The 21,512-nt window shown below is 44.2% G+C and carries 19 protein-coding genes and 2 pseudogenes; 5 read left to right on the top strand and 16 right to left on the bottom strand.

Annotated elements, in window-relative coordinates; genetic code table 11:
* Positions 1-55 precede the first annotated feature (55 nt).
* From ACVA54_RS08800 to sohB, 8 genes are all read right to left on the bottom strand, one after another.
* Positions 56-1,894, bottom strand: a complete 1,839-nt coding sequence (locus ACVA54_RS08800; protein WP_099079559.1) for an extracellular solute-binding protein — start codon at positions 1,892-1,894, stop codon at positions 56-58.
* Positions 1,895-2,314: 420 nt separating this feature from the next.
* On the bottom strand, positions 2,315-3,016 hold the full coding sequence (pyrF, locus tag ACVA54_RS08795; RefSeq protein WP_099079558.1) for an orotidine-5'-phosphate decarboxylase: 702 nt from the start codon (positions 3,014-3,016) through the stop codon (positions 2,315-2,317).
* Between the two features lie 73 nt (positions 3,017-3,089).
* Positions 3,090-4,265 carry a lipopolysaccharide assembly protein LapB gene (gene lapB / locus ACVA54_RS08790; protein WP_099079557.1) on the bottom strand — a complete coding sequence of 392 codons (1,176 nt, stop codon included), beginning with the start codon at positions 4,263-4,265 and terminating at the stop codon, positions 3,090-3,092.
* 18 nt (positions 4,266-4,283) lie between these two features.
* Positions 4,284-4,577 carry a LapA family protein gene (locus ACVA54_RS08785; protein WP_099079556.1) on the bottom strand — a complete coding sequence of 98 codons (294 nt, stop codon included), beginning with the start codon at positions 4,575-4,577 and terminating at the stop codon, positions 4,284-4,286.
* A 140-nt stretch (positions 4,578-4,717) separates the two neighbouring features.
* Positions 4,718-5,002, bottom strand: coding sequence for an integration host factor subunit beta (gene ihfB, locus ACVA54_RS08780; RefSeq protein ID WP_099079555.1), 285 nt, complete (start codon positions 5,000-5,002; stop codon positions 4,718-4,720).
* Between the two features lie 213 nt (positions 5,003-5,215).
* Positions 5,216-6,886 (bottom strand): 30S ribosomal protein S1, encoded by a 1,671-nt coding sequence (gene rpsA / locus ACVA54_RS08775; protein WP_099079554.1) that lies wholly within the window; start codon positions 6,884-6,886, stop codon positions 5,216-5,218.
* Between the two features lie 110 nt (positions 6,887-6,996).
* A complete protein-coding gene (cmk, locus tag ACVA54_RS08770; protein WP_099079553.1) occupies positions 6,997-7,677 on the bottom strand; it encodes a (d)CMP kinase in 681 nt (226 codons plus the stop codon).
* Between the two features lie 211 nt (positions 7,678-7,888).
* Entirely contained in the window at positions 7,889-8,950 is a 1,062-nt protein-coding gene (gene sohB, locus ACVA54_RS08765; protein ID WP_099079552.1) for a protease SohB, read from the bottom strand.
* A 312-nt stretch (positions 8,951-9,262) separates the two neighbouring features.
* Between sohB and ACVA54_RS08760 the strand changes: the two genes are divergently transcribed.
* From ACVA54_RS08760 to ACVA54_RS08750, 3 genes and pseudogenes are all read left to right on the top strand, one after another.
* Positions 9,263-10,003, top strand: coding sequence for a YciK family oxidoreductase (locus ACVA54_RS08760; protein WP_099079551.1), 741 nt, complete (start codon positions 9,263-9,265; stop codon positions 10,001-10,003).
* Between the two features lie 131 nt (positions 10,004-10,134).
* Positions 10,135-10,302 (top strand): annotated as a pseudogene (locus tag ACVA54_RS08755) (translesion DNA synthesis-associated protein ImuA); the annotation flags it as partial.
* Positions 10,303-10,443: 141 nt separating this feature from the next.
* Positions 10,444-10,633, top strand: a pseudogene (locus tag ACVA54_RS08750) (OB-fold nucleic acid binding domain-containing protein); the annotation flags it as partial.
* Between the two features lie 231 nt (positions 10,634-10,864).
* Here the strand turns inward: ACVA54_RS08750 and ACVA54_RS08745 are convergent.
* Together ACVA54_RS08745 and mlc are read right to left on the bottom strand one after the other, a co-directional pair.
* On the bottom strand, positions 10,865-11,806 hold the full coding sequence (locus ACVA54_RS08745; protein WP_119463617.1) for a chemotaxis protein CheV: 942 nt from the start codon (positions 11,804-11,806) through the stop codon (positions 10,865-10,867).
* 255 nt (positions 11,807-12,061) lie between these two features.
* Positions 12,062-13,279 (bottom strand): sugar metabolism global transcriptional regulator Mlc, encoded by a 1,218-nt coding sequence (gene mlc / locus ACVA54_RS08740; protein ID WP_446649527.1) that lies wholly within the window; start codon positions 13,277-13,279, stop codon positions 12,062-12,064.
* Between the two features lie 318 nt (positions 13,280-13,597).
* On the opposite strand from mlc, the gene pyk reads away from it, so the two are divergent.
* Positions 13,598-15,040 carry a pyruvate kinase gene (pyk, locus tag ACVA54_RS08735; protein WP_119463618.1) on the top strand — a complete coding sequence of 481 codons (1,443 nt, stop codon included), beginning with the start codon at positions 13,598-13,600 and terminating at the stop codon, positions 15,038-15,040.
* Positions 15,041-15,188: 148 nt separating this feature from the next.
* Here pyk and ACVA54_RS08730 read toward each other — a convergent pair whose 3' ends face one another.
* Positions 15,189-16,322, bottom strand: coding sequence for a patatin-like phospholipase family protein (locus ACVA54_RS08730; RefSeq protein ID WP_099079547.1), 1,134 nt, complete (start codon positions 16,320-16,322; stop codon positions 15,189-15,191).
* A gap of 18 nt (positions 16,323-16,340) precedes the next feature.
* The gene (gene cydH, locus ACVA54_RS08725) at positions 16,341-16,433 is read right to left on the bottom strand and encodes a cytochrome bd-I oxidase subunit CydH (protein WP_446617397.1); all 93 of its coding nucleotides are present in this window, start codon (positions 16,431-16,433) and stop codon (positions 16,341-16,343) included.
* A gap of 126 nt (positions 16,434-16,559) precedes the next feature.
* Between cydH and ACVA54_RS08720 the strand changes: the two genes are divergently transcribed.
* The gene (locus ACVA54_RS08720) at positions 16,560-17,150 is read left to right on the top strand and encodes an outer membrane beta-barrel protein (RefSeq protein WP_099079545.1); all 591 of its coding nucleotides are present in this window, start codon (positions 16,560-16,562) and stop codon (positions 17,148-17,150) included.
* A gap of 105 nt (positions 17,151-17,255) precedes the next feature.
* On the opposite strand, the gene ACVA54_RS08715 is transcribed toward ACVA54_RS08720, so the two are convergent.
* The 4 genes from ACVA54_RS08715 to ACVA54_RS08700 form a co-directional block, all read right to left on the bottom strand.
* A complete protein-coding gene (locus ACVA54_RS08715; protein ID WP_099079544.1) occupies positions 17,256-17,657 on the bottom strand; it encodes a hypothetical protein in 402 nt (133 codons plus the stop codon).
* A 237-nt stretch (positions 17,658-17,894) separates the two neighbouring features.
* The gene (ptsG, locus tag ACVA54_RS08710; RefSeq protein ID WP_446642527.1) at positions 17,895-19,325 is read right to left on the bottom strand and encodes a PTS glucose transporter subunit IIBC; all 1,431 of its coding nucleotides are present in this window, start codon (positions 19,323-19,325) and stop codon (positions 17,895-17,897) included.
* Between the two features lie 442 nt (positions 19,326-19,767).
* Positions 19,768-20,535, bottom strand: coding sequence for a TatD family hydrolase (locus tag ACVA54_RS08705; RefSeq protein WP_446580419.1), 768 nt, complete (start codon positions 20,533-20,535; stop codon positions 19,768-19,770).
* Complete coding sequence (locus ACVA54_RS08700) at positions 20,526-21,488, bottom strand: DNA polymerase III subunit delta' (protein WP_446580420.1); 963 nt, start codon at positions 21,486-21,488, stop codon at positions 20,526-20,528. The genes ACVA54_RS08705 and ACVA54_RS08700 overlap by 10 nt, the downstream gene beginning before the upstream one ends.
* Positions 21,489-21,512: the final 24 nt, after the last annotated feature.

The following is a 21,512-nucleotide window of genomic DNA, read 5'->3' as shown; positions in this document are numbered from 1 at the left end:
TGACTCATGCTCATGAGTCAGGGCTTTGGATTATTTAACGTTTAGCGTTTAGTGACTAAAGCTTGTAGCGCTCATCAACCACGGTCACTTCAGGGAAGGCTTTGCCACTCTTCATCGCTTTTTGCGTCTCTTTCTTCACCGTTTTATCTATCCAGAAGTTACCGATGTCCATTGGATGGAACATGCTTACCGTATTTTTGGTCATACCCTCTTTTGGCACTTTCACCCAACGCCAGTGTGCATCACGTGTGTATGGAACCATATAACCTGGGACAATAACATTCGCATCGCCTACGTATTTTTGAATCTTACGTGATAAGTCGTAGCGCTTTTGCAGCTCAAACTCGTTGTCGTACGCTTCAATCAGCTTATCCAGCTCAGGGCTGCTGTAGTTAGTATGTGCGTTTGTCTGCGGCTTATTCGCATTAGCAGAATGGAAGTACTCCCAATAAGCAGGGATTTCACCTGACCCCATATTGAGGAATGCTAACTGGTGCTTTTTCTCCAGAATGAATTTAAACGCAGAAGAACCATCAACAAGGTTAAGCGTAAACTCAAGCCCCGCAAGTTTTGCCTGCTCTTTTAGGTAGGCAATACGTGGGGTATGAGAGTTGTAACCGTAAGTAATTGCAAAGCTTAATCGTTCGCCCTTATCGTTAACTCGAATGCCATCCGAACCTACTTTATCAAAACCAGCGTTTTCAAAGTGCTTAATCGCTGTTGCGGCATCAAACTTAGGCGGCGTATTACTTGGGTCATCATAACCACCATGACCAAAGCCTAAACCATGTGGCTTACGTGAGTAGTCACCGCGCATGATGTTTTCAATCATACCGTCATAGTCTGTTGCGAGCATCACGCCCTTACGTACTTCTAGGTTATCCAGCATTGGCTGAGCGGTATTCATCCACAAACCACCCGCTCCTTGTGGAGACTGATTAAACCCCCAATACTTTTGCACATAGCCATTTTTGTAAACATCACTATTGGTCTTATCATGCCAAAAGTTTGGTAATACCATATCAAAGTAATCGAGGTTACCTTTTTCAAAGTGCTTCATCGCGATGTCTAAGTCACGAATAACAGTAATACGTACTTTGTCTACATTATAACGATTTTTATAGTAACGGTTGTTATATCCCCACCAATCGTCACCGACATGCTTAAAGGTAACACTCTTGCCTTTTTTCACGTTATCTATGTAGTAAGGCGCTGCCGTAGGTTCCGCTTTGAAGTTAAATTTACGGACAAAATTGTCAGGCATGCCATCTTTGTTTTCGTCTTTTTCCCCTTCAAAAAAGTGCTCTGGACGAGGTTGAAAACCATTACTTGGCATATTGATCATCACCATCAACGAGTCATTACTTTGCGCAACGGCTAAGCTTACTTTGATAGTGTAGTCGTCGATTTTCTCAACGCTCACTATGCTGTTTTCAAAGAAATCGTTGTACCACGGATCGATAATGTCGTCAGAGGTGTAGTACTTCATCATAAACACGTAATCATCAGCGGTGATTTTTTCACCATCCGACCATTTAGCGGTATCATCTAACTTAAAGTAAACGGTTTTATAGTCATCCCCGAACGCCCATTCTTTTGCAAGCTGAGGGATCCATTTACCTGTATTTGGGTGGCGTTGAGCAAGCTTTGGCGTTCCATCCATTAAATACTGACGCAGCCCTGAGTTTGCATCAGGCCCGACACTACGTAATGTTTGGGGAAAGCTCTGTATATACGTTCGATAAGTCCCACCTCGTACCGCATCTTCTGAAGCAAATAGTGGTTCGTTATTATTCGAAATCCATTCTATATCTGCAGGCAGCTCAGCCGCATTTAGCTGAAAGCTCGTCGCAGCCAATGTCGCCAGTGCTGCAAATGGCAGAGTCTTTATCATTGTATCTTCCTTGTTGTGTTTACGTAGTAAGGCGAATAGAACAACAACAAGTGAATCTCAGAGAGACTGCGCAAAGGCACAGTAAAGGAAATGATAAGCGCTAATACAAAGCAAGTCCCTATTCGCTTCTGTATTAATATCAGAGAGTTTCACTAGGTCATCCTGACCTTACAACGCAGTGAATGCATCCACACCATAGTATTCGTTACACATTTGTAACGCAACCCATCAATAACACATGGTTGCACTTTCCGAGTATCACAACAATTTATGTGAGTAAAATGTGATCCCCGTAGTGGCAACAGCCACATCGTGTCCTCATACAATATCAATCGCAGGATTTTCAGTCCTTTTTTCAGCTGTAAAACAAAAAAGGTGAAGCGTTCCCACTCCACCTTTCGTAGCTAACTCTGATGAATTTTACATGTTCGCAAGGCTGTCGTTGATTGACTTAAGCACAGCGGCTGGATCCGTAGCCTGCGTAATAGGACGACCAATAACCAAGTAGTCTGACCCCGCTTGGATTGCATCAACCGGCGTCATGATACGGCGTTGGTCACCTTGCTCTGAGCCTGCTGGACGGATACCAGGCGTCACCAATTTGAACTCTTTGCCTAGTTCGTTTTTAAGTAGAGAAGACTCTTGCGCTGAACATACCACACCATCAAGGCCAGAGTTTTTAGTCAGCGTCGCAAGACGAATGACTTGCTCTTGAGGCGCAATATTTAAGCCGACACCTGCGAGATCACTCTGCTCCATGCTAGTAAGCACTGTCACACCAATCAGCAGTGGGCGGTCTTTGCCGTAAGGTTCAAGAATTTCACGTGATGCTGTCATCATGCGCTCACCACCACTCGCGTGCACGTTCACCATCCATACACCCAGTTCAGCCGCAGCGCGAACTGCTTTTGAACACGTATTCGGGATATCGTGAAACTTAAGGTCTAGGAATACAGAGAAACCCCGTTTATGAAGCTCACGTACGAAATCAGGACCAAATAGCGTAAACATTTCCTTGCCTACTTTTAGGCGACATGACGCAGGATCAATTCTATCTACGAAGGCAAGCGCATCAGCTTGGTTATCATAATCCAGTGCGACAATAACTTTTTGGTCGATCATTTCATCTCCTAACTATTTTCTTTTTGTTCTAAAAAAATGCAGCAGACAAAAAATTCTGCCTGCTGCATTAATACTATTCGCCGTCCAATCCGCGGATTGGCTTGATCGTCCCCCACCCTTTACAAGATGGGCAATGCCAGTAAAGGGAATGAGTCGAGAAGCCACACTTCCGGCATCGGTAATGCGGTTTTACTTTTAATTGTTCACCAACCATCGCTTGTAGCGTCGACAAACTGTCCTTCGCTCGACCATCTTCTGCTTCAGCAATGTGATAATCAATCAAGCGGTAAAAACCTTTCATGGTTGGGTTTTTCAGTAACTGTTTAGTCAGTAGTTCTTGCGCAGCCGCGACACTCTCATGATGAGCGACCATTTGCGCTAACATTAACTCGGAAGACACACCGGCTTTTTTGTCGATACATGCACGCAAGAATTCCACCAGCTCATCTTCTTGCCCTAAGTGGTGATAACACTCTGCGATAGTAGGTAATACATCACTAATGAAATCTTTATCCTGATCTAAGACACCGGAGAGGTACTTAATCGTCTGCTTGTAGTCCTCTGACTCTAGGTAAATCCTTCCTAAAGAGATGTTAGCACGCACACATTTTGGGTCTTCAGATAGTGCTCTCTTGAAGTGTTGAATCGCTTTACTGGTGTTGCCATCCGCTTGGTCAAGCATCGCCAGTTCACACCAGAAATGCGCAATGTTGGCACGGATTCGAGTACGCTTCTTGCCCATTTTGGCCAGTTGATTGGCGTAGTGAATCGCTTTATCCCACTCACGCGTTTGTTGGTAGATAGTGACAAGCTGTTGAAGTGCACTTTCGCGATGGTCGGGTTCTTCAACTAATTGCTCAAAGATTTTTTCTGCTCGATCTAAAAAACCGGAAGCCATGTAGTCTTTCGCAAGCTGCTGAAGTGCTAGATTTTTCTGATCTAGAGTCAAACCAGAACGAGAAATAAGATTTTGGTGAATTCGAATTGCGCGATCAACCTCGCCACGAGAACGGAAAAGGTTACCTAACGCTAGGTGAGTGTCTATCGTTTCGTTATCGACTTGGAGCAATTCAATAAAATGGTCAACCGCCTTATCTGATTGATCAGATAGGAGCAGATTTAGACCCGTCATGTATTGACGGGATATCTGATGAGATTGCTTCTGCTTGTCTTGCTGAGCGCTTCGATGCCCCATGTACCAACCATAGGCGGCCGCTATCGGCAATAACAAGAAGAGTAGTTCAAGCATTAAAGTTAAGCCTTATCCTTATGCCTGTTTTTCTATTGCTGGTTTCGCAGGTTTTTCTGCTTCAGCGGGCTCATACTTTTTAAGTTTCTTTTTCAGACGGCGAACTTGAAGCTGAGTCTTGAACTGGATGCTAGCGAAGATAACCCATGCCAAAGCAAAGCCAACCACAAACACCACGCCCAAAAGGGTTGATAAGTGGAACTCACCTTGTGCTAACAGGTAGTTGAAGGTCACGATCTCTTGGTTTTGAGAACCTAAAGCCAGTGCAATTAAAAAGAGCGCTAAAACAGCAATGATTTTTATAATTTTCATATTACATCACCCTTTGAGGAGTAAGTAGGTAAGATTATGCAGGAAAATGTTTCTTCAGACCATGTATATTACCAATAATCTAGTTATAAAAAAGCGGCATACACGAGAGTATGCCGCTTTTTTAATCTAATAAGAGAGCTTTAGCCACCCATATTCACTCGCTCACGAAGCTCTTTTCCTGGTTTAAAGTGAGGTACGAACTTACCTTCTAGCTCCACTTTGTCACCCGTTTTTGGATTACGACCTACGCGAGGTTCACGGTAATGAAGAGAAAAACTACCAAAGCCGCGGATCTCAATGCGATCACCACTCTCTAGTGTAGAGGCCATGTGCTCCAAAATATCTTTTACAGCATCCTCTACCTCTTTCGCTGATAAATGTGTTTGTTCAGCGCAGAGTCTTTCAATCAGTTCAGACTTAGTCATAGTTGCCCTCTTTGAGTATCTTTATCACTCATTATAGTAAGTAATACTAATTCCAACAAACACTTGCTACCAATTCTAGTCAAAAATCATGCAAAGTGCGCAATCAAAAAATGTCTTTTTTTAAAATAGATTATCGACATTAGTATTACCACTTCTGTTATCGCAAGCATAAAAAAGGAGCCTTGCGGCTCCTTTTTAGCTTAAGCGAGTAAATTATTCGCCTTTAGCAGCTTTGAAAGCGTCAGCCATTGCATTACCAAAAGCAGCTTCGTCTTGCTTGTTGATAGATGCCATTGCTTCTTGCTCGTCCGCTTCATCTTTAGCTTTGATAGATAGGTTGATTACGCGGTTCTTACGGTCAACACCTGTGAACTTCGCTTCAACAACATCACCAGCGCTTAGGATTAGAGAAGCATCTTCTACGCGATCGCGAGATACTTCAGAAACACGGATGTAGCCTTCAACGCCTTCTGCGATTTCAACTGTAGCGCCTTTAGCGTCAACAGCAGTTACAGTAGCGTTAACTAGAACACCTTTCTTAGTATCAGCAACGTAAGCATTGAATGGGTCGTTTTCCATTTGCTTAACGCCTAGAGAGATACGCTCACGCTCAGCGTCTACTGCTAGAACAACTGCAGAGATCTCGTCGCCTTTCTTGTACTCACGTACCGCTTCTTCACCAGTAACATTCCAAGAAATGTCAGATAGGTGAACTAGACCGTCGATGCCGCCTTCTAGACCGATGAAGATACCGAAGTCAGTGATAGACTTGATCTTACCAGTAACTTTGTCGCCTTTAGCTTGTGCTTCAGCGAATGACTGCCATGGGTTAGCTTTACACTGTTTCAGGCCTAGAGAGATACGACGACGTTCTTCGTCGATTTCAAGAACCATAACCTCAACTTCGTCGCCAACATTAACAACTTTAGATGGGTGGATGTTCTTGTTAGTCCAATCCATTTCTGAAACGTGAACTAGACCTTCAACGCCTTCTTCGATTTCAACGAAGCAGCCGTAGTCAGTTAGGTTAGTTACGCGACCAGTTAGTTTGTGACCTTCTGGGTAACGCTTAGCAATTGCTACCCATGGATCTTCGCCTAGTTGCTTAAGACCTAGTGATACGCGAGTACGCTCACGGTCAAACTTAAGAACTTTAACTTGGATCTCGTCACCAACGTTAACGATTTCAGATGGGTGCTTAACGCGCTTCCAAGCCATATCTGTGATATGTAGAAGACCGTCAACGCCACCTAGGTCAACGAACGCACCGTAGTCAGTAAGGTTCTTAACGATACCTTTAACTTCAGAACCTTCTTGTAGAGTTTCTAGAAGCTCGTCACGCTCAACGCTGTTCTCAGATTCGATAACTGCACGACGTGAAACCACTACGTTGTTACGCTTTTGGTCAAGTTTGATAACTTTGAACTCTAGCTCTTTGTTTTCTAGGTGAGCAGTGTCACGGATTGGACGTACGTCTACTAGAGAGCCAGGAAGGAAAGCACGGATACCGTTTAGTTCAACAGTGAAACCGCCTTTAACTTTACCGTTGATGATACCAACAACAGTTTCAGCTTCTTCGTAAGCTTTCTCAAGAACGATCCAAGCTTCGTGACGCTTAGCTTTCTCACGAGAAAGTTGAGTTTCACCGAAACCATCTTCAACAGCGTCTAGAGCTACGTCTACTTCAGCACCAACTTCAACTTCAAGTTCGCCAGCAGCGTTCTTGAACTGTTCAGCAGGGATAGCAGATTCAGACTTAAGACCAGCGTCAACAAGAACGTAACCGTTCTCGATAGCTACTACAGTACCTTTAACGATGCTGCCTTGTTGGAATTCTGTTTCGTTTAGAAACTCTTCAAAGAGTTGAGCAAAAGATTCAGTCATTTATTTAATCTTCAATAAATTAAACGTCCACGGGTATCCTACCGCATGGGGTTATTAAATTCGCCAGTCATCATCCTTGCGACCAACGCTCTTAGTCTAGCCGAGCGTAATTACTCAGCTAGCTTCGATTCGATATATTGTAGTGCTTTTTCTACCACTTCGTCGATAGTCATCGACGTAGAATCTAGCACAAGCGCATCCTCTGCAGGGCGTAGTGGCGCCACTGGGCGGTTACGATCTCGATCGTCACGCTCTTGGATCTCGCTTAAAAGGTCATCAAATTTAACATCTAACCCTTTATCTTGCAACTGTTTAAGGCGACGATTAGCACGCTCTTCTGCGCTCGCATCAAGGAAAATTTTCGCTTGTGCCTTCGTAAATACAACGGTCCCCATATCACGACCATCAGCAACAAGCCCTGGAGCAGCTTCAAATGCACGCTGACGACGTAACAACGCCTCACGAACGCGTGGTAGTGCTGCCACTTTAGACGCCGCCATACCAGTTTCTTCTTTACGAAGCTCGCCAGAGACATCTTCGCCTTCTAAAATCACTTTTACTAGATCACCTTCAGCAACAAACTGAACGTCTAGGTGAGTAGCAAGCGGGACAAGCGCGTCTTCTGACTCAGTGTCTACACCGTGGTGAATCGCTGCGAGTGCAAGTACACGATAAATTGCGCCAGAATCAAGAAGGTGAAAACCCAACTTCTTCGCTAGCAACATACATAAAGTGCCTTTACCTGCACCACTAGGTCCATCTACGGTAACAACCGGAGTTTGAGAGGACATGTTCTTCTCCACCTATAATTTCTTTTTTCAGCATTTTGCTCGATTTTCGAGGCGCATATTATACGGGCATTAGTCCTCTGGAGCGAGGAAAAATGTCGTGTAAAGCATTACACCCCATGCGCCGTTGGGTTCACGCTATTGAGGAAAGTTCCAATAAAAAGGCGAAAATTTTCACCCTCGCCGTTTTAAAACTTAAATGCACTCCAAACGATTAAACTATCGGCTTTTGTCCGCGCTCAGCCAACTTCAGTACCACACTGTCAGCCACTTTACCGGCAACACCCGCCAACTTGTCTGCTAGCTTCTTCTTCTGTACGTAGTGAATAGACAGAACGGTCTTCTCTTTGCATGCCGCAACCACGAGATCGTCAGATGTGCTGATTTCGTCCACGAGACCTAATTCTTTCGCCTGCGTACCAAACCAGTGCTCACCGGTCGCGACTTTATCAAGTTCTAGCTCAGGACGGCGCTCACGAATAAAGTCTTTGAACAAGACATGGGTCTCTTCCAACTCTTGCTTAAATTTATCACGCGCTTTGTCGGTGTTCTCACCAAACATCGTCAATGTGCGTTTGTACTCGCCTGCCGTTAACTGCTCGTACTCAATATCATGCTTTTTCAGCAGTTTGTTGAAGTTAGGGATCTGTGCGATAACGCCGATAGAACCCACAATCGCAAATGGCGCAGACACAATCTTATCTGCCACACACGCCATCATGTAGCCGCCGCTTGCCGCCACTTTGTCGACAGAAATGGTCAGTGGTAGACCCGCAGCTTTAATGCGGTCAAGTTGAGAAGATGCCAAACCGTAGCCATGAACCATGCCGCCGCCTGACTCTAGGCGAAGCAATACTTCATCGCCTTCGCGAGCCACCGCTAATACTGCCGTGATCTCTTCACGCAGTGATGCCACTTCTTTTGCATCGATGCTGCCGTTGAAATCAAGAACAAACAGGTGCGGTTCGCGTTTACTATCTAGCGCTCCTTCTTTGTTCGCTTGTTTGATTTCTTTCTCGCGAGCTTTGTTCTTTTCTTTTTCTTCTTTTTTTACCGCTTTGTCACGTGCCTTGATGAATGCTTCATCATGTAGATGATGCTCTAGCTGTTCTATCGCGTCTTTGTGACGTTCTGAAAGATTCGTTACCTCCAACTCACCTTTCGCTGCACCGGATTTACCACCCGCTGATTTAGCAATAACTAACAGCACAATGACCGCTGCAACTACAGTGACAATCTTAGCCAAAAACAGACCGTAATCTAATAAAAATTCCAATGAGAGCTCCTTTATCTCATACCAGTAATAGGCATCGATATGTTACGTAGAAAAATCAATAAAAAGGTAGGGAAATGTGTAACCTCTTGTTCTGATTGATAGGGTTCGCATAACATTCCGGACAACCGTTCTGGAATTGGTATAACACATGAATTGGTGTATTGTAACCATCTTGTCACGATTACCAAGATTTTCCATCGAGAAACGGGCGCATTAATACCCAAGTCACCTCAAGATGCTAATCTCAACGTGAATAACTTGGGTACAGCACCTATATATCGGAACTATATACAATAATAAGGATTAAACACTGTGAACTACTCCGTTTCAGCAGATGCCTTAAAAGGTAAAGTCATTCTTGTTACTGGCGCAGGCAATGGCATTGGCCGCCAAGCCGCTCTTTCATACGCCGAACACGGTGCAACGGTCATTCTACTTGGCAGAAACGTTAACAACCTTGAGTCTATCTATGATCAGATTGAATCAGCAGGCTACCCACAACCAGCTATTATCCCTCTCGATCTAAAAGGTGCAACCAAGCAACACTACATCGATATGGCCGAAACCATTGAAGGTCAGTTTGGTCGTTTAGATGGCCTACTGCACAACGCTGGCGTACTCAGCACGCTGTGTCCGTTTGAGCAAATCAATGAAGAAGATTTCGACGACATCATGCAGATCAACGTAAAAGCCGAAGTTCTGATGACCCAGACACTACTGCCTATCATGCGTAAATCAGAGGCGGGTCGTATCATCTTTACCTCTTCAACGGTGGGTCACTCTGGCCGCGCTTTCTGGGGACCATATGCGATTTCTAAATTTGCGGTAGAAGGCATGATGCAAGTATTGGCAGACGAACTTAGCGATACACCAATGCGCGTTAATGCCATTAACCCTGGTGCAACTCGTACTCGTATGCGTGAAAAAGCGTACCCAGGTGAAGATGCGAACACACTAAAAACGCCATTGGATATCATGCCGCTTTACCTTCACTTGATGGATCCAGCGGTCACGGACGTGAACGGCCAATGTATCGATGCTCAACCAAAGTAAGTAACAGACTCACGCAACCTCACTAAATCGATTAAAAAGGCAGCAAACGCTGCCTTTTTTCCGTTTTATTCGCCACAAAAATCTTCCGCCTTTCTATTACATAAACATACTGCACATACAGGCATTTATTTATGCGAGACATCATCCAACACTTAAAAAACCAACCTCTTGTTTGGCAAGCAAATTTACCCAAAGCGGACAACAATCAGTTCCTAAGCAGCGCCGGCTTTCCTGAACTGGACTCACTGCTTGGTGGCGACTTCCCTCCTAATGGCGTGGTTGCCGAGCAGCAAAGCATTTAGCAAAATATAAACTTAGGGAATGCTGCGCCGTTGTGCCGAGACTTGCAAGTGCACCCTTTTCTTAAAAAACGTAATGGTGATGAGCCAGTCAACTCCCCATCAGAGGAAGTAAAACGCGTACTAGAGCGCACCATGAGCGTTACATTTTTCACACTATAAGACGATACTGGCAGCATCAATGTGGTTGTATGGAGAGCAACAGCACGCGCTCAAAAGTAAGCTTATCTCACTTCAAAAGTACTGATGGTCAAGGGCATCTTAGATGCATGAGGGAGAAGTCACACACGTGATTGCTGGTAAGCTTATTGATTGCACACACAACCTTGCTGAGTATTTCCTATACAGTAACAAAAGCAAAGTCATGATAAGTTTAGATTTTAGCCATATCATTAAACGGAAATACCCTATATTGATAAGTCAAGATAGACTCATAAGTGAAAAGTGACGTGATATACCTACCTATTTCATTGTTGGAAATAGGTAAAAAAGCAGAGCGAATTGCAATACATACAACACCAGTACTTATGGGTAACTTAGTCACAAGATAAGAAATATTCGTTTATACGATTTGACGCATCCGCTCTTGTGCTACTTGGACCAAAAGATCAGGTTGGAATTTCGAGATAAAACGGTCACACCCAACCTTTTGCACCATGGCGTCATTAAAGCTACCGCTTAATGACGTATTTAGCGTAATAAACAACTGCGACATACGGGGATCAGAACGAACTTCATGCGTCAGCCTATAACCGTCCATTTCTGGCATTTCCGCGTCTGTTATCATCATCAACAGTTCTTTCTCAATGTCTTTGCCTTCATCACACCAACGATTAAGCAAAGTCAGAGCTTCTAAACCATCACGACATTCGATGATGTTCAATCCAAGCTGAGACAAAGTATCTCGCACCTGATTACGTGCAGTAGAAGAATCATCGACGATCAGAACATTACGGCCAACCAACGCATGGGCAAGTTCTTGGTCTACAATGCCATCAGAGATAATCACATCGTAGTGAACGATTTCTGCTAGCACCTTTTCTACATCAATGATTTCTACAATTTGAGAAGTATCGCTGTCTTTCACTTGCGTGATTGCTGTTAAATAATTAGAACGACCAGAAGTCAATGGCGGCGGTTGAATCTCTGTCCACGCTGTATTGATGATATTTCGTACAGAACCAACCAAAAAGCCTTGTACCGAACGATTATATTCCGTGATGATTAAGTTCTCTTCTTCCGCCTCACCACGTAGCGGTGGGAAACCGATCGAACCACGTAAATCAATCACAGGCACAGCCTCACCACGTAATGAAGCAACACCTCGAATGTTATGGTGAGAACCAGGTAGCTTGGTCAACGATGGGAGCTTTATCACCTCTTTCACTTTAAAGACGTTAATCGCAAACAACTGGCGACTATTTAACGTGAACAACAAAAGCTCAAGTCGATTTTCACCCACTAAATTTGTGCGCTGATCAACCGTATTTAACACTCCGGACATATTACTACCTAACGTTGCAAGACTATCTTTCACTCGTTATAGAAAACCGTGTTGAAATAACAAAGTAATACTTTAATATGAGCACTAAGGGCTGAAAGATGAGTGTGCCCTAACTACTTATGAAACTAACATTAATGCTATTGATATAGCAATGAAACGTTGCTCAGAATGACAACTTGTCAACCTCCGAGCAATTAAAAAAGGGCGAACTATCCCGCTCACCCTCATAAACATTTTATGAAAACGAAAATGAGGTTAACCCTCAATTACCTTCATCAATAACTGACCATCGTACAGAGCCTGCTTGATAAGCGCGGCTCCCGGCATGGTGGCTTGCTTGTAAAAACGGGATTCCACCAACTGCAGATCTTGGTGGTAAACTGGCAAGCTTTGTTCTTCAATGCAACGACGAACCGCTGGATATAACACTTCTTTAGCCTGATTTATCACGCCACCAATCAGTATTTTTTCAGGGTTAAACAGGTTAATCACTATCGCAATCGCAGAACCTAAATAACGGCCAAGTTTTTCAATCACATCAACAGCCAGTGGATCACCATTTGCTGCTGCTTCACAAATGCTCTCGATGCTCATCTCCTCTTGTTCAGCAAGAGCTGACGCTTCGCCATTCGCAATACGAGTGACAACTTCTTCTCTTATAGCCTGCGAACTGGCAACCGTTTCTAAACAGCCAATATTGCCACAATGGCAACGCTTGCCATTTGGGTCGATTTGAATATGGCCCAATTCACCAATGTTACCGTGGCGACCTTGTAATACTCGACCATCAAGAATAATGCCGGCACCCAAGCCATGGTGAATAGAAATCAGTACTGAGTTGTCGTTATCTTGAGAGTGACCAAACAGCTTTTCTGCTAATGCCCAAGCACGCGTATCGTTGGCAATAAAAACTGGCAAGCCAGTCGCTTTGTAGATCTCAGGGCCGAGAGCTAAGTTCTCGACATTGTAGTGAGGCATTTGCAGCACAATACCCTGATCTGAATTCACTAGACCTGGTAGAGTGATCGCAATACTGGTAACACGATCGAGTTGATCCGCGTAAGTTTGGAAGAACTCATCAATTTCATAAAGTAAACGTTCCAATACATCATCTTGGTCGAGTTCATGAATTTCGATTTTGGTGTCGATAAGTACATCGCCCCCCAATTCATGCAACGCGATGGTCAAGTACCCTCGCCCCAAACGCATCGACAGAAATTGCCAACCTTCATTATTGACCTGTAAACCCACCGCAGGGCGACCACGACTGGTCGCTTCCTGTACGGTTGTTTCATGAATCAAATGGGCTTCAATCAATTCTCGAGTGATCTTGGTGATACTCGCAGGCGCAAGCTCGCTTTGCTTGGACAAATCAATTCGAGAAATTGGACCCTTGAGGTCAATTAGTTTATATACACGACCAGCATTGACCTGTTTGATATGATCAATATGGCCCGGTTGAGCCATGTACATTTTTCGCTCCGAAATTCTATAACGGAGTAATTTTTTTACTTTGCGAAGTAATTGTGAAGTGAATTGATAAATCCCCGTGACAAGCATCACGTATAAACATGTTCGTTTGTGTATTCAATCAAATAACAAGAATTCTACTCCTGTTAAATTATCTGAAAAACAACTTATTTTATTCTTCAAATTAGTTAGCAAAGCCTGTGTCATCGTCTTTTTCAGCACTTTGCCCCAAATACAAACTATCTGCATGTGCCGTGCATATACTTAGCAAGAATAGAATTTGAGTGCTCTTATCCTACACCTGCATTCTTCGGAGAATCTATGACTTCCATATTAAGAAGAACAAAAATTGTCACCACACTCGGTCCGTCAACCGATAAAGGCAATAACCTTGAGGAGATAATCAAAGCTGGTGCCAACGTCGTTCGTATGAACTTCTCTCACGGCACCAGTGAAGACCACATCCAGCGCGCACAAAAAGTCCGTGCTATTGCTGCAAAACTTGGCCGCCAAGTCGCAATACTGGGTGATTTACAAGGCCCTAAGATCCGAGTGTCCACCTTCAAAGACGGCAAGATCACGCTTAGCGTCGGGGATAAATTCACATTAGACAGCGATTTACTAAAAGGTGAAGGTAACCAAGAATCGGTTGGCCTTGATTACAAAGATCTACCGAAAGATGTTACACCTAACGATATCCTGCTTCTTGACGATGGCCGCGTGCAACTGCAAGTTACTAGCGTTAAAGGTAATAAGGTTCATACCCGCGTCACCGTTGGGGGGCCACTTTCCAATAACAAAGGCATCAACAAAAAAGGGGGCGGGCTCTCCGCTGATGCGCTTACTGAAAAAGACAAAGCTGACATACTGACGGCAGCAGAAATTAAAGTCGATTATTTAGCAATTTCTTTTCCGCGTAACGGCGAAGACATGCATTACGCTCGTCGTTTAGCACGCGATGCTGGCCTAGAAGCTAAGTTAGTTGCCAAAGTCGAACGCGCAGAAACCGTTGCTAATAATGAGTCTATCGATGACATCATCCTTGCGTCAGATGTTGTGATGGTAGCACGCGGTGACTTAGGCGTAGAAATTGGCGATCCGGAACTTGTTGCCGTACAGAAAAAACTGATTTGTCGTGCGCGCAGCTTAAACCGCCTTGTTATCACCGCAACTCAAATGATGGAATCGATGATCACTGCCCCCATGCCTACGCGGGCAGAAGTCATGGATGTGGCAAACGCCGTGCTCGATGGTACCGATGCGGTGATGCTCTCTGGTGAAACTGCAGCAGGCCTATACCCTATTGAAACCGTGAAATCCATGGCTGAAGTGTGTATGGGAGCAGAAAGGATGTCGGAAGCGAGCCTATCGACTTATCGTATGGACCGAACCTTTGCCTCCGCTGAAGAAACCATCGCAATGGCAACCATGTATTCCGCCAATCACATGGAGGGAATTAAAGCCATGATCGCTCTCACCGAATCAGGGCGAACAGCATTGATGATGTCACGCCTCAGTTCTGGCTTGCCGATTTTTGCACTCTCTCGAAATGAATCCACACTAAACCGTGCAGCTCTATATCGTGGGGTCACTCCGGTTTTCTTTGATCCAAAAGGTGAAACTGGGTTGACGGCAGCGCAAGATGCTATTGACACACTAAAAGAGCATGGGTTGCTCGATAAAGGAGACCTCGTGATCATCACTCAAGGAGATGTGATGGATGTGGTCGGCTCAACCAATTGTTTGCGTATTCTTTCCGCTTAAATCCGTTATCGAGTTAATAAAACAAGATTCTTGCCGGGGCTCGCATCAGAGCCCCTTTGCTCGTGTAGTATTATTCCAATCATTTTTTGACGCCGTTATCGCGTCTTTTCAACCCGCTAGAATGAACCATCATTTACAACGATTAGTATTAACTATCCATGTTCAATTGATCATAGAGCTGAATAAGATTTAAACCTGTTTGTAAGCCAAGTTGGTAATCATGCTCAAGCGCTTCAGGATCACTAAGTAAAGAAGAAGAGCGCAGTTCCTGTTGCGGAGCGAGCTGTAGAATAAAAGTGTCATCGGGCGGAGTAGATAAAAAAGCCTGGGTAAGTTCAAACGTCTGATAATGTATCATCAGCATATCAGCTAAACCCGAGTCGAAGTTCTCGCCAATGAGATGACTCAAGCGATACAAGTTATCTGCCCCAAACAGCCATCGCCCTCCGTTGAGCAACTGTCTACCTGAAAGTTTGGAGTGATGAGCGATATTAATTTTCTGTTGAAAAAAGTTACTCCAATCGTCTTTCCACTGGTTCACACGCTGCTGCCAAGACTCTTGTACTGAGTTTATCGACTCTCGATACCACTCAACTTCTGTATCCCCAATTTCACTTTGTGATTTGGCTTCTGATGCCGAAAATGGCTCGGTCCGGATCACAATAATATTACGGGCATTTTGACGCCAAGCTTCCTGAACAGGGATAGATGCCGAGACTCCACCATCGACAAACATTTGATCTTCAATCGCAACTGGACCTTGATACAATTTTGGTATGGCACATGTAGCGACCATCGTGTCTCGCCACTCATTCCCCAAAATTGGTAAATAATGATCAGCGAGTGTCTGTGCATTGGTCACTGCTGCAAACGCTCCCCGCCCTCGTAATGCCTTTCGACCAAGATCGACGTCTAATTTATAAGGGTAATCTTGAATACGCTCTAGTGCCCATTCTAAGCCCAAATATTGCTTATTTCGTATGTAGCGGATGAGATTAAAAAATTCGGGGGAGGTCGTAAGTTCTGTGATAAAGGCTTTACCCAAACCATGTTGACGACATAAGTATGAGCATAGGTTTAATGCGCCAGCAGACGTGCCATAAAACTCATCGAAAGGGTCAAAATTCGAAAGCAAAAATGCATCTAAAACACCAGCGGTAAAAATCCCTCTCTGCCCACCACCTTGAGTGACTAGGGCAGTTTTGCCTCGTCGAAAATGCTCGTAAACGTCAACATTGAGCTCGACATAGCTATTCGTGATGATACCGCTGTTACGCATCATAGCCGTAGGGCCTTAGGATTAAGCTGTCGTGATCGCAATAATGCCAAATGATAATAAAACGGCGAATACTACGATGACAATAAGTAACGCTGATTTTAGATCGTGTTCCATAAACACCTCCTTCACTTTAACAAAGTAATAACATTGGTGTGGGGTATGTTCAAGATTTGTCTGATTTAGTCGCACAATTTTGGCTAAGGCATCACAATTAACTTAGTCGTAATAAGGAGATAAGAAATGAATAATAAACTTAACTGGCTAGTTGGAAGTATATTATTAGGCTGTTCTATGGGCGCTCAAGCAAACGTGACTATCACTCCATTTATCGGTTTTACTGTAGGTGGCGCAGCTGAAGATGAAAATGAACGCGACTATGACATTGATCCTACAATTAATTATGCTTTAGCAATCGAAACACCGTTAGAGTTGGGTAAAATTGGGCTGTTTTACTCAAACCAATCTTCAGAGCTGAAAGATGTCAACAACGCTTCAAATATTCACTATCTTCAGTTTCAAAGCAGTATTTACTACCCGGTCTCCCCAAGATGGCAAGCCTATATTGGTTTAGGCCTAGGAGGAGCTTACATCGACGCGGATTGGGTCGATGATAAATACGGTTTTTCTGCAAGTGCATTTTCTGGACTTGAATATGAGTTTTCACAGAACGTTGCCCTCACCGCACAAGTTCGTTGGCTTGGCACGGTGGTCGATAATGATACTTCAGGAGCGTGCGTGCTGCCGACCGATGGTTCAAATTGTGTCATCAGATTCGAAACGGATTGGATGAACCAACTCCAGTCTAATATTGGTTTAAGCTTCCGTTTTTAATTAACGGCGAATGACAACAATAAGTGCCGGTAAGTTACCGGCATGTTGCAATCACGGTTAACGCCTTGCTTCAAATCGAGGCTCATGAGTCAGAATTCCAGTTGCTTAAAAATTGTATTTCATACCAATCGCACCACCAATCTGAAGGTCTGGACCTTGATACAATTCTAGCTCCGGTTGAATTTGTGCGTACAAATCCCACCCTTTAGATAGATCCCAGTTCAAACCCAACGGGACACGAAGACCAAACTCATCATTCCATTCATACCAGCCACCAACGCCGACATACCAACTGACTGGCATATTCTGGTCAAATGAACCACGTTTGGCGATGTAATCAAATGCCATTCCATCGTTGCCAATAATGCCTCGGTACTGCTTATCGATTTCCACAACAACACTGAGTTGTTGGTCTACCGCCATTCCTACTGATAAGTCTTTTGATTGACTTGCCGCTAATACGACACTTGGCAGCATTGCTATCACTAGCATCAATTGCTTTTTCATACTCGTCATCACTCTTAAAAAACAGCGTACATAATTCAAACATGGCGGGGGTTTGTTGTGTCAGCAGCAGGTAAGAGTAGCGTACGAAAAAAGCGACACACGTAAGAATGAGAGCAAGATCACAGCACACATCAACACTATGGCAGTGACACCATAGAGACAGAAACCAGAAAAGAAATCGAGGAATGGTAAGTATAAAAAAGGAGGCCGAAGCCTCCTTTTTATCAATGATTGAGATTAGCCGTGACTACGAATCCACTCATCCATTTCAGTTTTTAGATTGTCAGACTTGGTACCGAAGATAGCCTGAACACCACCTGCTACAACAACAACACCAGCAGCGCCAAGTTGTTTCAGTTTGTCTTGGTCAACTGCAGCCGTATCCGCTACTGCCACGCGTAGACGCGTGATACATGCGTCTAGACCAGTGATGTTTGCTTTACCACCGAATGCCGCAACAAGTTCTCCACCCATTTCTGAAGCAGCAGTCTCTACAGATTCAGCTGACTCGTCTTCACGACCAGGAGTTTTTAGGTCAAGAGCCGTAATCACTGCACGGAATACTACGTAGTAGATTGCAGCGTAAACTAGACCAACAGCAACCATCAGACCCATCTTCTGAGAGTTACCAGATAGAACTAGGAAGTCGATCAGACCGTGTGAGAATGAAGTACCGTGCACAAAACCTAGAGTGTTAGCAACAACGTATGCAGAACCCGCTAGTAGAGCGTGGATACCGTATAGTACAGGAGCAACGAATAGGAATGAAAATTCGATAGGCTCTGTAATACCCGTTAGGAATGAAGTCAGAGCCGCTGACGCCATGATGCCCATTACTTTCGCGCGGTTTTCTGGTTTAGCACAGTGCGCAATAGCGATTGCTGCAGCTGGTAGACCAAACATCTTGAACATGTAACCACCTGCTAGCTGACCGAAGCCATTACCAGCAGCGCGAGTTGCTTCGTCTGCAACTAGGTAACAAGTAAGTACGCCGTTTTGAGTTTCGCCAGCAGCGTTCACACAAGTACCAGCTTCAAAGAAGAACGGTACGTTCCATACGTGGTGTAGACCGAATGGGATAAGTGTACGTTCAACAACGCCGTAGATACCGAACGCTAGTTGTGGGTTCTGGTGTGCAGCCCAGTCAGAGAATGCTGAGATAGCACCGCCGATTGGTGGCCATACAACAGAAAGAATAACCGCTAGAAGAATCGCAGCGAAACCCGTGATGATTGGTACAGCACGTTTACCTGCGAAGAAGCCAAGGTATTCTGGAAGTTGGATTTTGAAGAAACGGTTAAATGCCCAAGCAGCAACACCACCGATAAGGATACCACCTAGTACGCCGGTATCGATTTTCTCAACACCCATGATGCCAGCCATAACACCTAGCGTTGCTGTCATGATGCCGTAACCAACGATTGCAGCAAGACCTGCTACACCATCGTTGTTTGTGAAGCCTAGTGCTACACCAACAGCAAATAGAAGTGCCATTTGGCCAAATACTGAGCCACCAGCTTGTTCCATTAGGTTAGAAACGATGTCTGGAATGAAACTTAGGTGGGCAGCACCAACACCTAATAGGATACCTGCGACTGGTAACACTGATACTGGTAGCATCAGAGCTTTACCAACTTTTTGCAGGTTGGCAAAAAGGTTCTTAAACATGTTTATGCTCCTGATAAATTATAAGTTTTATTTGGGCACTAACGGATCACCCCCGTAGCCTAAATGTTAGCACCCATGAAAATGTAACCACACGTTGCATTATATTTTTCGAGGCTAAATATATATTGATGACCCTCAAACTTTCCACATAGTTACGAAATTTAATTTCAAAACAAGTCTTGGATCACATGAAAAACCAGCAACAAGAAGGATTATATCAAGTCTAATTATCTGTTTTTAAAGACACTTTTCATGTTGATAATTAATTTTAAGGCGTGAAGAAAATAAAGCGCGATGTTATTTTTAGTAACAAAATTACATTTGCAGTTTTTGAATGCTACTAAATCAACAAATTCAGTATACATTAAACTAAACAATGCTTTTGATGTATTTATAAACAAAAAAGAGGCAATAGCCCCTTTTTGATACACATATTGATTTTTCATCGCAAAAAAAGATTTCGGAAGTTTTCGGTGGTTTTTTGCCCTACCTCACCCAGTGAACACCCTTTTAGTTGCGCAATATAAGCAGCGACTTCGACGACATAGGCTGGCTGATTCTCTTTTCCACGGTGTGGAACAGGCGCAAGGTAGGGGGAATCGGTCTCAATTAACAACTTTTCTAACGGCAGCGCTTTCACTACCTCTTTCAGTTCTGTCGCCTGGCGAAAAGTGACAATACCGGAAATTGAGATGTAGAAGCCCAAATCCAACGCAGCTTCTGCAAAAGGTAAATCTTCAGTAAAGCAATGGATCACACCACCACATTTATCTGCCCCACCGTTACGTAGGATATCTAACGTGTCGGCGCGCGCATGGCGAGTATGAATGATCAAGGGTTTATTGAGCTCTACCGCAAGTTCGACTTGCTGCTCAAAACGCGTTTTTTGCAGCGAAGCTGTTTCGGGTTTGTAATGGTAATCCAAACCCGTTTCACCAATAGCCACCACTTTATCGTGAGAGGCATGTTGGCGTAATGTTTCCATAGAGAACGCGCTTTCTACATCTAATGGATGTACACCACAAGACGCATAAACGTTGTTATATGGCGTGATCATTTCCAGCATTTTAGGGAAAGAGTCCAACGTCACTCCTACAGACAATAGCTCTTTTACGTTAGCTTGCTTTGCTTTGTTAATAACGTCTTCCACATTAATATGGAGATCATCGTAATTCAATTTGTCTAAATGACAGTGCGAATCTACGAACATAATGCCTCTCGTGACTCAATTAACCAGTTCATTGATAGTAGCTCAAGGTTTAAACCAGGTGAGCTCTGTAATTGGGCTTTCAACGCCAGCAGTTTCTGTGCTGAAAAGTAAAATCCATTATAATTATTGGGCTGGAACTTAGTTGCTCCGGGTAACTGATCGGGTTCCATGACGCCAAACTGGGCTTTTTGTGCGTCTGTGAGTAAATACCACGCCCAATCTAACGTTTTACTAGGGTTCTTAGCCATCAGTGATGCACACTGATATACATCGGAGACCGGTGAAGACAACGTCTCAATAATGCAACGCTCAAACGCTTGGTATTCATCAAGCTCACCGCTCTTAACAGCATCTAGCGTATTAATCGGAGAGCCCATGTTCAGCTTAAGTGCATAAGCTGGTACTTGTGAAGCGCCCTGCTCGTTCATCCAGCTCATTGCTTGGTCCGTAGAAGGTGGGGTCACCACCCACTGCTGACAGCGACTCTGAATCGTTGGCAACAATCGTTCTTGGTTATGCGTAACCAACAAAAACAAACACTTTTGTCCAGGCTCTTCCAAGGTTTTCAGCAGAGCGTTAGAGGCTGACTCATTCATTGCATCAGCAGGTTCAATAATGAACACTCGGTAGCCATTAAGCTGAGAAGACTCATGTGCTAAGCGGTTACATGCTCGAATTTGATCGACTGTAATCGATTTCCCCTCTTTTTCGGGTTTGATCCAATGTAAATCAGGATGATTATTAGCCTGGCTCAACTGGCAACTATGGCAAAAGCCACACGCTTCACTACTATAATTTTGACAAAGCAGTACTCGACTGAACAAGCCGACTAGCTTATCTACTGCTAGCCCTCTCTGACTCTGCAGCAGCAACGCCCCAGGAATACGGTCTGAGTCCAAGCTTACTTTGAGGTTATCCCAAACGGGCTGTAACCATGGAAAGTCATTTAACATGAGCTACCTCAATCCACGTTTTGC

It is taken from the genome of Vibrio sp. PNB23_22_6, assembly GCF_052877535.1.
This window is presented reverse-complemented; position numbering and strand designations above follow the sequence as displayed.